This is a genomic window from Pseudomonadales bacterium (assembly GCA_041395945.1).
GTDB lineage: Bacteria > Pseudomonadota > Gammaproteobacteria > Pseudomonadales > Azotimanducaceae > SZUA-309.
This window is the reverse complement of record JAWKZN010000001.1, coordinates 770,508-783,750: the sequence shown is the minus strand read 5'-3', so window position 1 is coordinate 783,750 and position 13,243 is coordinate 770,508. Positions and strand designations below refer to the sequence as shown.

The 13,243-nt window shown below is 59.9% G+C and carries 10 protein-coding genes and 1 tRNA gene; 3 read left to right on the top strand and 8 right to left on the bottom strand.

Annotation, left to right across the window (positions count from 1 at the left end):
• Positions 1-166 precede the first annotated feature (166 nt).
• Entirely contained in the window at positions 167-730 is a 564-nt protein-coding gene (locus R3E82_03705; protein ID MEZ5549973.1) for a hypothetical protein, read from the bottom strand.
• Between the two features lie 651 nt (positions 731-1,381).
• Here R3E82_03705 and R3E82_03700 point away from each other — a divergent pair.
• From R3E82_03700 to R3E82_03690, 3 genes are all read left to right on the top strand, one after another.
• Positions 1,382-3,346, top strand: coding sequence for a hypothetical protein (locus R3E82_03700; GenBank protein MEZ5549972.1), 1,965 nt, complete (start codon positions 1,382-1,384; stop codon positions 3,344-3,346).
• A 539-nt stretch (positions 3,347-3,885) separates the two neighbouring features.
• Positions 3,886-4,068 (top strand): hypothetical protein, encoded by a 183-nt coding sequence (locus tag R3E82_03695; protein ID MEZ5549971.1) that lies wholly within the window; start codon positions 3,886-3,888, stop codon positions 4,066-4,068.
• A gap of 239 nt (positions 4,069-4,307) precedes the next feature.
• Complete coding sequence (locus R3E82_03690) at positions 4,308-6,698, top strand: hypothetical protein (protein MEZ5549970.1); 2,391 nt, start codon at positions 4,308-4,310, stop codon at positions 6,696-6,698.
• A gap of 78 nt (positions 6,699-6,776) precedes the next feature.
• Here R3E82_03690 and R3E82_03685 read toward each other — a convergent pair whose 3' ends face one another.
• The 7 genes from R3E82_03685 to R3E82_03655 all read right to left on the bottom strand — a co-directional run bounded on the left by R3E82_03685 (position 6,777) and on the right by R3E82_03655 (position 13,222).
• Complete coding sequence (locus R3E82_03685; GenBank protein ID MEZ5549969.1) at positions 6,777-7,037, bottom strand: hypothetical protein; 261 nt, start codon at positions 7,035-7,037, stop codon at positions 6,777-6,779.
• Between the two features lie 186 nt (positions 7,038-7,223).
• The gene (locus tag R3E82_03680) at positions 7,224-7,556 is read right to left on the bottom strand and encodes a hypothetical protein (GenBank protein MEZ5549968.1); all 333 of its coding nucleotides are present in this window, start codon (positions 7,554-7,556) and stop codon (positions 7,224-7,226) included.
• Positions 7,557-8,476: 920 nt separating this feature from the next.
• A tRNA-Ser gene (locus R3E82_03675) sits at positions 8,477-8,567 on the bottom strand.
• A gap of 73 nt (positions 8,568-8,640) precedes the next feature.
• A complete protein-coding gene (locus R3E82_03670) occupies positions 8,641-9,882 on the bottom strand; it encodes an aspartate kinase (GenBank protein MEZ5549967.1) in 1,242 nt (413 codons plus the stop codon).
• A gap of 2 nt (positions 9,883-9,884) precedes the next feature.
• On the bottom strand, positions 9,885-12,497 hold the full coding sequence (gene alaS, locus R3E82_03665; GenBank protein MEZ5549966.1) for an alanine--tRNA ligase: 2,613 nt from the start codon (positions 12,495-12,497) through the stop codon (positions 9,885-9,887).
• 108 nt (positions 12,498-12,605) lie between these two features.
• The gene (locus tag R3E82_03660) at positions 12,606-12,995 is read right to left on the bottom strand and encodes a type II toxin-antitoxin system VapC family toxin (GenBank protein MEZ5549965.1); all 390 of its coding nucleotides are present in this window, start codon (positions 12,993-12,995) and stop codon (positions 12,606-12,608) included.
• Positions 12,992-13,222, bottom strand: coding sequence for a type II toxin-antitoxin system Phd/YefM family antitoxin (locus R3E82_03655; protein MEZ5549964.1), 231 nt, complete (start codon positions 13,220-13,222; stop codon positions 12,992-12,994). Before R3E82_03655 ends, R3E82_03660 begins: the two co-directional genes overlap by 4 nt.
• Between the last annotated feature and the right edge of the window lie 21 nt (positions 13,223-13,243).

Genomic DNA, 13,243 nt, shown 5'->3' with positions numbered 1-13,243 from the left:
CTGGAATGCCCCAGTTACGGCGGACACTGCCAAGCCCAAAGTGAGGCCTGCTCAGGGATCTCCGGGCTCGCCTGTATCGCCTGCCATGATCCGCGGGAATTGACTGAAATTATTGCATTGCCATTCGTTCCGCCAATGGCTAAAGCGAAAATCGGAAACTATGGTTTCAGTTCGCGAATCTGAAGGGCGTAAAGTCACTGACCCCAAACACCACCCGGACAGCTCCGCCTTTCGCGCTGATGGTCTCGAACAGGTGACCGCTGCGTTTATCGATTGGCATTTCGACGAGACTGACAAGAACGCCGATATCCCTCTGGCCGATGAGTACGCCGGAGCGTAGCCAGTATTTCTGCCCGGCATTGAGCGCGTAATCCGCGTTTCTCAGGTCAAAGGTCGCGACGCCAGCGCCGTTGTTTCGCGCCGTCAGTCTATTACCTCCCCAGTCATCCCCTGGAACAAGCCCGCGACTTTTGCCCCGCGAATACTCCTCGTCGGTGAGGATTTCCAGGAATACTGTCCTATCTTCAGGATTGCTCAATTCGATCTTTGTTTCCACTACAGAATCCGACAGTGCATTGACGCCGTTATCATCTACCTGTGCCGCCATGAATCGGATTTCCGGTGCATCAGTGTGCGGCTCCACGCCGCAACCGGAAACAGCCATAGTTGCAAGGGCGATTGAAAGTACTGCGGAAATTCTGAAAGTCGGCTTTCTCCCCGGAAGTTTCATTTCATAAGCTCCTGGTTGCGGCGATTACGCCCGGTCGCACATGTCAATGAGAGGATCTTCTTCGAAAGACGCGGGTGACGCCCGGTCGGCTCGGATCCGATGGCATCAATCGCTCATTCCGGTCTCGCTGCGGCGCCCAGTCCCTGGATCCGATCACCATTCAGACTTTCGGAGGTCGCTGGTCTGTCAGGTCGTGGAACGCCAGCGCCGAGACGAGACACACGATGCCTTTGGGCGAGCTCACTCTGCGATCCGGGCTTTGTCACTGATACGAATACTCGATGCGTAGACCCAATGTACCGAGGATTTGTATCATCTATCTACGCGACGGGCCACCATCATGAACGCCGGCGGGCACTGTTTGGCAGATCAATCCCCGCTGCCGTTGGTAGAGGAATGTCCCCGTCTCAGAAGAGGAGCGGATGCATGGAAATTTCCAGATGGTCGGGAGTGGCGATGGCGATAGATTCCGCGCACCTAGACGCGAGGTTGACGTTAACGCGGGCTGAGAACGCGACGGCGGACCCTTGCGATTCCTGCGCTGTGACCAGGCGGGCGCGCAGCAGCTGGTCACCCTCAGAAGCGAGTCAGTGGCTGAATCGGCGCGTGCCCAGGATCGCGGTGCTTGTCTGTACGGGGATACTCCTGGAATTGATCACGCCTGTGGTTTACGCAGCTTGGGACGATCCGCGCGCGCGAGGCAACCCCTGCGCCGCCTGGCAGGATGAATTGCGCACCCGGCGTCCCGTGACACTGGAGGAACGACACCTGTACGGACGGACTTATCTGTACGATGGCGTAGGCAGGCTCGAGTCCCCGATGGACCGTACTGTCTCCTTACCGTCCGACTTTACAGGGGATTGGAAAGCATCGTGTGTCATCTTTGAGGTAGTGTTCAGCGCCCGTGATGGTGTATCGACGGTGTCACAGGCCACACCACGCCTGGTGTATCCCAATGTACGCAGTGACCTGATCGCCGTCCGCCATCGTGCTGCCGAGAACGTGCTTCGGCAAATTCCTGTTGACCGCGTGCTGGCGAACAAGCCAGTTCCCGGCGTGCCCCAGCTGATCGCTGTTCCCCTGTGGCCGGACCATCCCTTCTACAACAACGATCCCGCTCAGGTCGCCGGACCGGTGAAAGACGATCTCGAAGGGCTTGGCTATTCGCAGGCGGAATCTGTCGGTGGTGACGGCAATGCGGAAGTTTACAAGGTCTTCGATAGCGTGGGGCGAGATATCTGGAGTGTTACCCTGGTTGTGATACGCACCATGGACGAGCAGGAGCCCCTCGTACGAATCGCAGAGCGGGCGGATCCCGGATCTGTCACCGAGCAGGTCCCCGAGGGCCCGATTGCCGATATTTTCGACCAGGTGATAGGCCCGTGGCTGCAAAGGCAGGCAGGGCTGGTATCCAACTCGATACGCAACATAAGGGTGGAGGTGCGCCACTACGCGCGTGGTTTGCGGATTGACCATGATCGTTTCAACGCTGAGGCGTCGATGCCCTTCGTGGCCGATCCCCGGACGGCGAAACCCGTCGCCCACCCCCTGCTGGTGTCATACGATCAAGGACGGCGCTATCCGGGTGTGCAGTCGGTGGAATGGCATCACCGTGTAGACCCACCACGCTATGCAACCATTGTCGAGCTCAAGCAACTGCTGGCCGCAGCCCAGGCTGAACGGGAAGATAGGGCGCAAAACGCAGAGGCGGCGCGCAAGCAGCAGCAGACCGTGTTGGCTGAGCGTCGTGCCCAGCGTCTCAGGATCCAGGCCGAGCGATCGCCCAACTACGTGTACAAATCTGACTATTTCTGGGCCTCGCTGCCACGCTTTTACATCCCCCAGCAGGTTTTCAACGGAGACTTCGGCAGCTTCCAGATCAACACCCAGTTTCCGCGCCATTACCGCTGGTTTCTCGAGGCGTATTCCTCCAGATGTGAGAAGTACATCACCCAGAAGCCACACATGAAACGCACCATTGTCACGCAAACGGTACGCACGGATCGGTGGGGGTTTGTTACATCTACCGGCCCCGTTGAGACCCGGGAAATCTTCATTGAGGCGAGTTTCTGGCCCAAGTATGAAGAATACGAGAGGGTTCTGAACGAAGCGGAGCTGACGAATTTTGCCAGCTTTCTTTTCTCCGACGACATTGATCAGCTTCCGGAAAGTCTTCTGGGAATGGCACAAGATCGGGTGAACGAAAGCTTCGCGCTGGCTGTCTCTTGGCGGCAGTTTTTTCCCGACGAACGCACCTGCACCAGCCCCACCGTCTTTCAGATGCATGAGAACATGCTCCGTGCAGCCAATGGTCTGCCTTCGCTACAGAAAGCAGGCACCGTGGTTCCCAACGCCGCTTCTGAGACCGAGCCACTGGTCCCGCCCCCTGGCAGGGAGACGATTTTCGACGGCTGCTACCAGAACCATGATTACAAGGACGCCGGCTTCTGCATGTGCATGGACAGGCGCAGTCAAGGTGTTATGCGACCGGAACAACGCCAAAAATATGCAGCGGATTTCTCCCTCTATTACAGCGAGATCGTCTTTCCGGATAAAGGCGGGTTGGAGGATGCGCGCTGGCCCTTGTACGACCTGCTCAAACAGTGCAAGCAGTGACCGTCGCACCTGGTGGTCAAACGACCCGTTCCGCCCATTCGGCTTTCCAGGACGACACACAACGTATCGATCAGTGAATCCGCGAATACCTGATCCAATAACGCGTGCCCAGCGAGCGTTCCCAGAGCCGACCAGAAACCGGATGGATCAAAAACTCCTTATCGACCGCCGCGCCACTGATCATTGGGGTGAACCGGCGAGTCGATCGAACGGCTGACGCACCATGTGGTCCTTGACGGATGCGGCGGAGGGCGTTTCGCGAAGTCCGTGATTGGGTCGCGCAGGCGGGTTGGTTGCCGCGGGCAAAATCCCGCGGCCAAGGATAGACAAATGATTCCCTTCTTTTTAGATTCTCCGAGAAAGGTTCTGGAGAAATTCCTGATTGCTTGGCCTTAATCGCAGGTGCACGGATACCGCGCTTTTCAGGAGCGGCGCGTCGGGTGGTTTGGATGTTTTGCGGAGTGATCAGATAGTGAACCCTTCTGACCTGAGCGCGGTGAGGTAAGCGGAGCAAGACCCTTTATCAGGAGCTATGAGAAATGCCCACAAAAGCAACGCCTAAATCCTGCTCCTGCCGGGCGTGCCGGAGGGGTAAGGGGTCACGGCTTCAGAAATTCCTGGCCCGGTACGAGGAGCGCGCTTTCCGGCGGGGCGTCAAGCAGGCGCTGCGCAAGGGCGAGGAGCCCGAGCAGATCGCGCCCTATGGCGATTACCGGGATTGATCCGGGGACCGTGTGAAGAGGCCGTATCCCTCTCCCCTGCTCCCGGTGCTGCTCGGAGCGGCTCTGGCCGGGTGTGCCTACCCTCCGCCCGCGTCCGAAAACGAGGCGCGCCTGCGCGTTTCCGACGTTGAAGGCAGTTCGTGTTTTGAGATCGAACGCGAGCCGGGCAACAAAGGCGGCCTGCGCATCCCGCGCCAGACCGTCTGCCCGAGCGCCGCGCCACCACAAGAGGATGAGGAATGAATCTTTTTGCGAGGAGTGCGTTGATACTGCTCGCGCCTGCGCTGGCCTGCGCGCAAGGACCGGCGCAGGTCGCAAGCGATGTGAATATCGACCCGAATTTCGAGGCGCGGTACTGCCAGTTTCTTGCAGGAAACCATTTCCAGGACATGGTGACCGCCACGCGCTGGACCAGGATCACGATGAGGCTGGAAGAAGGCCGGTCCTCCGCGTTGCTCTCGGACATCAGCCGCGATGCCATCGCCCTTTCCCGGCAGGTCGGAAGCGAGAAAGCCAAGGCCGATTTCGAGCGATGTAACGCGCGGCTGGCCGTGATCGAGGCGCAGGCGCAGCAAACGCCGGTCGCCGCCGCATCCGCCCCGGCGTCTTCCGGCGCGGTTCCAGCTATGCCCGCTCTGCCGCCCGGCGGCTCGTACGCTCCACCGCTGATCAAGCCGGAGAACCGCCTGGTCCTCGGCGCGGACGGGCAAACGCTCGAACGCGCTGCCCCGCCGGTTGCTTCCGCGCAGGGTTCGCGCTTTACGATCAATAACGGCCTCGGGCAGGAGCCCCCGCAGGGACGTGCGAATGCTGCCCTTTCGGGAAGGCAGCCGGGCATCGCCAGCAGGCGCGAAACACAAGGTCCGCGCCCGGTTGATCACAGTGGCGATCCCTACCTCGAAGCACGCTACTGCCAAAATATCGCAGCCCGCTTCAGGAATGAATCCACAGAGCGGCGCTGGTCGGACATTGCCCGGCAGCGCATGACAGGGAGACCCAAAGATGCGGCTCGTCCCGAGGATGTTGACCATATCGCCGGGGTTTCGGCCGGATTGAGACGGGATGACGAAGCCAGGGCCGACGATGCCCATTGCGCCGCGCTTTTGGAAAAGACGCATTCGTCGGGCGTCTCCGATCATACGTCTGAGCCAGCGGCAGGCTCCTACCGGAAGCTTCCCACCGCTCCGCGCGACCTCGCCGCGTACGGGTTCGAATACGGTATTGAGATTCTCGATGATACGCAGGCCACCTACTACCTGACCGAGTACCGCCCATTTGACAACCCGGTACCGCCCAAGGTCGCTGTCGTTGCCCTCGTAAAAGGAGGAAAGGACGCCGTGTTCGTTGAAGTGGAGACGGTTTCCGGAGTCACTGACGGCGGGATGAAGCGCCGCCTGGCTGCTTCCGAGATCGAGCGATTCAATACCGTCATTGCACCGGCGATTACCCGGACACGCCTACCGCTCGCGCGCCTTGAAGAATTTACCTCGTTCTACTATCTGCGCGGGCAACACTTCTCTCCTACCGAATCTTTTAAATCCCGGTATCGAAAGAGGAACCCTGCGTACGAGCAGCCGCTTCTCGAACTCTGGTGGCAACGTACTGACTTTGGCGCGCGCTTTCAGCCCCACACGGCAATACAGAACGGTGTATCCGCAGCCGCGCTTCCGGTGACGGTCGCGGAAGCGACGCGCGAACGTGCGGCGGATACTGCGGCCCGGCCCGCACCCCCCGCCACGCTCCAGCCCGAACGCTCTCCCAATTACGTCTACAAATCGAATTATTTCTGGGCCGCGCTGCCGAACTTTTATATTCCGCAGCAGGTGTTTAACGGCGACTTCGGCAGTTTCCAGATCAACACGCAGTTTCCGGAGCATTTCATCCGCTTCGTGAGCGCCTACTCCGCTCATTGCGAGGCCCAAATCAAGCAGGGGCCTTACCAAAAACGCACCCTTCAAACGCTGAACGCGCAGGGAAACGTTCAGAGCGAACGCCACCTCTATGTAGAAGCGCGTTTCGTGCCCATGTTAGAGACGTACGAAAAGCGGGTGGGATTTTCCACAGCCGGAGAAGTGACGAACATCCTTTTGAACCGCCAAGGCGATCTGGCCTCGGCCGGTGCGGGGCTGCTCTCTTCGCCGATACACTTCATCAACGATCTGATGAATTACCGGCCCCAGGGCGCGGGGAACTCGGCCATGAACCTGATGTCTCGTCACCTTGGCGGCAATGACGCGTGGCAACGGTTTTTCGGCGAGGACGATCGCCTCTGTTCTGGCGCGACCGTTTACCAGATGCGCGAAAACATACTGCGTGCTGCAACCGGGCAGCCCTCGCTCCAGCAATCCGGCGTTCGGGTGCCCAACGCCGCCTCGGAAACCGAGCCGTTGGTTCCTCCACCAGGCAAGGAGACGATCTTCGATGGGTGCTACCAAAATCATGATTACAAGGACGCCGACTTCTGCATGTGCATGGACACCCGCGCGGGCAGCGTAATGCGCCCGGAGGAGCGAAAGAAATACGCCGCGGACTTCTCCCTCTATTACAGCGAGATCGTCTTTCCACAGAAGGGCGGGCCTGAAGACCCGCGCTGGCGGCTATACGACCTGCTTAAGGAGTGCAAACGATGAACGGGAAGCCCGTTCTGATCGACATGTGGTCGCAGTAAGGCAAGGACCCTTCGATTCAAGCACAAACGAAGCGGGGTGTTATCTTTCCGTCGAGGGAAAGAGCGGCCTACTGGCGCTCTCCTGCTCCGGGGTAGGGAAGACGTAGAAGCCGCCCTCGATGATCTGCGTGCCGGAGGGCTTGATGTAGAGACTTCCGTCTCCGCGATCCCAGGCGACGCCGAGAGTTTCGAAGTCGGCGTTCTTGCCGCGTCCGACTTTCTCGCGGACGATGTGCGTGGGACGGTTGCTCTCGCTCTTGGCGGGTGCGTTGGTTTCGGTGTTTTGAGTGTGTTCGGTCATGTTCTTGCTCCTTTTGCGGGTTTGTGTTGGCCGGGCCGGACCATTCCGGCCTCGTGGCATGTGAACCGGCAGAACAGGAAGAAGGACAGGATCAGAGGCGTTCGAGACAAAGTGCCGGACGGGTGATATAGAGGCACAGACGCTCGAGCCGGTTGCGCTGATGGGCCTGGCAGGCGACAGAACAGTTCAGGGAAAAGCCGGTCTGGTTAGCGGTGAACGGTTGGGTGTCGAGTCGGTCCGGACCAGGGCGGGGTTCTTGAGCGTGAGCGTTCTGCCGCCGGCACCTTGTCCGACAGCGATCCGGTACCGGATCGAGGCAGCGTTCAGATGATCCAGCGTGTCTGAGGGTTCCAGATCGAGCCAGGGTTGCTCGGGGTCCTCGACCAGGATTCCGTCGCGGGTGAGCCTGCGCACGATGCGCCGGACGAGTCGATGGAGTAGACGCTCGAGGCTGCGCGGGGTGGGGCGCGCCGACACGATGAAATCGCGGTCCGTTCTGCTCCAGCGTGTAGACGCCATCCAATATCAGCATATGCAGGTGTACATTCAGACTCAGCATACTGCCGAAACGCTGGATCAGGGTCACGACCCCCAGTGCGTGCGCCGGCGTCGGTGGTGAGTCCTGTCCGATGGGCCAGAATCGTCTGGATGGCTCGGATGATGACTGAGAGACAGCGTCCGAGTACATCGGGCTGGTTGGCGAAGAGCGGGTGCAGAGGCCAGGGGAAGCTGAGCACCCATTGACGGACGGGCATTTCGGGAAACACGTGATCGACCAGATGCTCATGACGGCAGCCGTCGCACTTGACCCGCACAAAGCCGTATTCGAGCCGCCCACAGCGCAAGTAGTCCTGGAACTCGATCAGCACGAATCGAGGCAGTGGCACCTCGTGACGCTGCAGTTTATCTCGCAGACTCGGTAGATGCCGTTCGAAGAAGGGATAGCGCGGCGCGTTCTCTGGTTGATGGCACTAGTAGCGGTGGCCTGCGCCGATGATGCGGTTGCCGGGAACATTTTCCATCGGACAATGATGGCCGGCGAAGGCGGTCTATCTTAGAGGTCGATTGCCCGCGGACGAGTGAGATGCGATAGCCTATATCGCATGCCGCAAGCGCCGTTTGAGCTCGCGAACCGTATCAATTCCTAACAGCATTGCCTGGGGGTATTTTTGGGGGTATTCCTGGCGTTTAGCAGCGCAACGTATTGATTTATAAGTCAATGTGATTGCCGCCGCCTCCACCAGCAAACCACAATGGCTACTCCGAAATCTAGCCACAGCAAATCGTGGCTAAATCGTGTCTATCTCGAACGAATTCAGCGAGCTGTGAGGAGCACGCAGCAAAGATCAACTCATTGACTTCTAAGGAATTTGTTACGCAGCAGGCCGACCCTATCGAGGGTTTCTATTGATTCGTAACTCGTTGTTTTTATTAGTAAATGGCGGAGAGGGAGGGATTCGAACCCTCGATAGGGTTTTAGCCTATACTCCCTTAGCAGGGGAGCGCCTTCGGCCACTCGGCCACCTCTCCGAAAGTGCCGCGCAGTTTACCAGCAAACTCCGCATCCTCCAGAAAAACCTGCTCCTCGACCTTCGATTGCCCGCTATTTCGCGGTGACAGCCACGCCACCACCGTTACCGAGGTCGAACTCACTGTGGATACAGCGCACGGCAAGCTCCAGATAGCGTTCGGCCACGACCACGGAAATTTTGATCTCTGAAGTGGAGATCATGAGGATGTTGATGTTTTCGGCGGCCAGCGCGTCAAACATCCGGGTCGCAACACCGGCATGGGAGCGCATGCCGACACCGACCACCGAGACCTTGGCAATCTTGTTGTCACCGGAAAGCTCACGTGCCCCGAGCTTCTGCTGCACTGGACGCAGCAGTTCGAGTGCACGCTCATAATCCCCGCGCTTGACCGTGAAAGTGAAGTCGGTGAGTCCGTCTGCGCCGGTGTTCTGCACGATCATGTCGACTTCAATTGGCGCGCGACCGATCGGGCCGAGAATCTTTGACGCGACACCCGGGATATCAGGCACGCCGGACATGGTGATCTTGGCTTCATCCCGGGCATGGGCAATGCCGGAAACGATGGGTTGTTCCATGGTGGTCTTCTCAGTGGTGATGAGCGTGCCAGGGCCGTCTTCGAAGCTCGACAGCACCCGCAGGGGCACGTGATATTTCCCGGCGAACTCGACCGAACGCGGGTGCAGAACCTTGGAGCCGAGAGAGGCCAGTTCGAGCATTTCTTCAAAGGTGATCTGCTGCAGGCGCCGGGCGTCTGCGACGATGCGTGGATCAGCGGTGTAGACACCATCCACGTCGGTGCAGATTTCGCATTCATCCACACCCAGTGCTGCGGCGATGGCCACAGCCGTGGTATCCGAGCCGCCGCGACCGAGGGTTGTGATACTGCCCTTGGGATCCACGCCCTGAAACCCCGCGATGACGGGAATCTGACCGTCTGCGAGCACCCGCCGCAACTCATCCGTATCGATGCTGGTGATTCGTGCCCGACCGAACTGATCATCGGTGTGTATTCCGACCTGTGCACCAGTATAGGATCTGGCGGGATGACCAAGGTCGGTGAGTACCATGCTCAGCAGTGCGATCGTGACCTGTTCGCCGGTGGCGAGCAGCACATCCATCTCTCTGCCCGCGGGCCTGCTGACCGTGCTGCGCGCAAGCGCATCAAGCCGGTTGGTCTCGCCGCTCATGGCGGAAACCACCACGATCACCTGATCACCCCGATTCCGATAGCCGATCACACGATCGGCAACGGCCTGGATACGCTCGGGGCTGCCGACGCTGGTGCCGCCATATTTCTGCACGATCACTGCCATGCTCAGTCCCCGACCTGCTTGCGCACCCAGTCGACGACGGATGCCAGTGCGGCAGGCAGCGCCTCAGGCCGGGTACCACCGCCTGCCCGGGCCATATCCGGTCGGCCGCCGCCTTTGGCGCCGACCTGGGCACCGATGGCGTTGATGAGATCCGGTGCGCGGACCCGATCCGTGAGGTCTTTGCTGACCCCGGAGATCAGAGAGACACTCCCGCCGCTCACCTGACCCAGCAGGATCACCGACCGGCCGAGCTTGGACCGGCAGGCGTCGAGGGTGCTCATCAGTGCTGCTCCATCGCCCTCCACCTGAGCTGCGAGCACTTTGATATCCCCCACAGCGACCGCCTGATCCGTAAGCTCCGCACCCTGACTGGCAGCCATTTTCTGCTGCAGACGCGCCATATCCTTACTGAGGCGACGATTCTCTTCGAGTACCGCAGCTACTTTGTCGACAATTTCTGAACGACCGGCGCGCACGAGTTGCGCAACAGAATCGAGCAGCTGATCGGTCTGTTCACACCAGGCCAGCGCACCGGGACCGGTGACTGCTTCGATGCGACGCACCCCGGCAGCCACACCCGCTTCAGAAACGATACGGAACAGTCCGATCTCACCGGTGCGCTTAACGTGGGTGCCACCACAGAGTTCCACCGAATAGCCGCCACCCATAGTCAGCACCCGAACCTGATCTCCATACTTTTCGCCGAACAGCGCCATCGCACCTCGCGCGATCGCATCATCGTAATCAAGCACTTCCGTGTTCGCTTTACTGTTAGCCTGAATCTGTTCGTTCACTGCCGCTTCCACCGCCGCCAGCTGCTCCCGGGTCATGGGCTCCGGATGCGAGAAGTCAAAACGCAATCGGTCCGGCGCAACCAGAGAGCCCTTCTGCTGGACGTGTTTGCCCAGCGTGCTGCGCAAAGCGGCGTGCATCAGATGGGTGGCGGAATGATTGAGGCGAATGCGCCGGCGACGCTCTGCGTCTACCTGCGCCGTCAGTCGCGCGCCTGCGCCGAGCGATCCCTCGGCAAGCCGCCCGACATGCAGAAGCTGATCGCCACTCACCTGGGTGTCAGTGACATCGAAGCGGATACCGATTCCGGTCAGTGATCCGGTATCCCCGATCTGACCACCCGACTCGCCATAGAAGGGCGTGCGATCGAGCACCACAATCCCTTCACTGCCGGACTCGAGCTTCTGAGTTTTCCTGCCCGCCTTGTCGTACACGGCGACCACCCCGGCTTCACCACTCAGGTGCCGGTGCCCGGTGAATTCCACCTTGCCATCCACGTGCACCCGCTGGCCGAGGGAAGCATCGAAGCGCGCCGAAGCCCTGCCCCGGGAGCGCTGGGCTTCCATCGCCGCCTCGAAGCCCACCATGTCGACTTGCAGATTACGTTCCCGGGCGACGTCTGCGGTCAGATCAACAGGGAATCCGTAAGTATCGTAAAGCTGGAACACCACTTCACCCGGGATCTCGTTGCCCTTCAGTTTCGCAACGGTACCGTTCAGCAGTTCCATGCCGGAGCTCAGGGTCTCGGCAAAACGTTCCTCTTCCCGCAGCAGGGCCCGGGTCACTTCCGACTGCTTCTCGCGCAGCTCCGGATAAGCCTCACCCATCTGCTCCGCCAGCGGCTCCACCAGCTTATAAAAGAAGGGCTGGGGCATGCCGAGTTTGTAGCCGTGCCGCAGCCCGCGACGGATGATACGGCGGAGCACATAACTGCGGTCTTCGTTACCGGGCATTACTCCATCGGTGATGAGGAAAGCGGACGAGCGGATGTGGTCTGCGATCACCCGCAGCGACGCATTGGCGAGCATCTCCTTTTCGTTTTTCAGACCCAGCAGCCCGCCTGCAGAACCAATCAGTGCCCGGAACAGATCGATCTCATAAACACTGTGCTGCTTCTGCAGGATGGTGGTCATGCGCTCCAGGCCCATGCCGGTATCCACGCCCGGCATGGGCAGCGGATCCAGGGTACCGTCCGGCTGACGATCGTACTGGGGGAACACCAGATTCCAGAATTCGATGTAGCGGTCGCCGTCTTCATCCGGGGAGCCGGGAGGTCCCCCGGCAATGGCCGGGCCGTGATCGAAAAACAGTTCGGTGCAGGGTCCGCAGGGGCCGGTATCGCCCATCGCCCAGAAATTCTCCTCAAGGGAAATCACCCGGGACCGATCGAGACCGATCCTGGTTTCCCACAGCTTCCGGGAGTCGGCGTCGTCCGGATGCACCGTGACCCAGAGCCGGTCCTTGTCGATGGCCATCACACCGGTCACAAATTCCCAGGCCCAGGTGATGGTCTCTTCCTTGAAGTAATCACCAAAGCTGAAGTTGCCGAGCATCTCAAAGAAGGTCAGGTGGCGCGCGGTGTAGCCGACGTTTTCCAGATCATTGTGCTTGCCACCGGCGCGCACGCAACGCTGGGACGATGTCGCCCGCTTGTAGCCCGGATCTTCCCGGCCCAGCAGCGCGTCTTTGAACTGGTTCATTCCCGCGTTGGTGAACAGCAGCGTCGGGTCATTTGCCGGAACCAGGGTGCTGGAAGGCACCACACGGTGGCCGCGTGACTCAAAAAACGACAGATAGGCGGCCCGGAGCTCCGCAGTCTTCATGATTGCGCCGTTGTTCTTGAAAAAAGCGCGCCAGTATAAGGGAACGCGCCCGGAGATTGCACAACGCGGGACGAGCCGGAATCGAGCAAATCTACTCGAACGTGCGGATCAGATCACCAGCAGCGGCACGTCGTATGCGCCCAGCTTTCGATCCGCCGTGATCAGGATTGCCCCGTCCAGCTGCGCCTGAGCAATCAGGAGTCGGTCGAAGGGATCGCTGTGGTGGGGAGGCAGCGACGAGACCTGCAATGCATGTCGATGTTCGATTACCAGACCCCGGGTGCCACTGCGCACCATTCTGGATGGAACGTAGTCCGAAGGCGGCACCGGCAAGGCCAGTCGACCGAGGGCATATTTGATTGCAATTTCCCAGGCACTGGCTGCAGACAGCAGAACCTCGTTAGTCGAGTCGGTGATCAACTCGGCCGCACGGGCTTCGATTCGCTTGGGGGCAGCCTGCATCCAGAGCCAGACGTGAGTGTCCAGGAGTAGTTTCAACCTTCGAATGCCGCCAGCACTTCCGCCGGCAAGGGATCATCGAAATCCTCCGCGATCTCGAACAGGCCTTCATCGAGCCCCAGCAGTCGGCGCGGCGGTTGCTCGATGGGAACCAGTCTGGCCACCGGCCTGCCCGCGCTGGCAATAATGACTTCTTCCCCCGCGGCGACCAGGCGCAGCAACCTGGAAAGTTGGGTTTTTGCCTCGTGAATGTTGACTTCGGTCATCGCCGGCAAACTAGACTAAGT

What these genes read in the sequence shown, in the direction of transcription:
- R3E82_03705 (MEZ5549973.1), bottom strand. Translation starts at nt 730, where the DNA reads ATGAAACTTCCGGGGAGAAAGCCGACTTTCAGAATTTCCGCAGTACTT.
- R3E82_03695 (MEZ5549971.1), top strand. Translation starts at nt 3,886, where the DNA reads ATGCCCACAAAAGCAACGCCTAAATCCTGCTCCTGCCGGGCGTGCCGG.
- R3E82_03690 (MEZ5549970.1), top strand. Translation starts at nt 4,308, where the DNA reads ATGAATCTTTTTGCGAGGAGTGCGTTGATACTGCTCGCGCCTGCGCTG.
- R3E82_03685 (MEZ5549969.1), bottom strand. Translation starts at nt 7,037, where the DNA reads ATGACCGAACACACTCAAAACACCGAAACCAACGCACCCGCCAAGAGC.
- R3E82_03680 (MEZ5549968.1), bottom strand. Translation starts at nt 7,556, where the DNA reads ATGGCGTCTACACGCTGGAGCAGAACGGACCGCGATTTCATCGTGTCG.
- R3E82_03670 (MEZ5549967.1), bottom strand. Translation starts at nt 9,882, where the DNA reads ATGGCAGTGATCGTGCAGAAATATGGCGGCACCAGCGTCGGCAGCCCC.
- alaS (MEZ5549966.1), bottom strand. Translation starts at nt 12,497, where the DNA reads ATGAAGACTGCGGAGCTCCGGGCCGCCTATCTGTCGTTTTTTGAGTCA.
- R3E82_03655 (MEZ5549964.1), bottom strand. Translation starts at nt 13,222, where the DNA reads ATGACCGAAGTCAACATTCACGAGGCAAAAACCCAACTTTCCAGGTTG.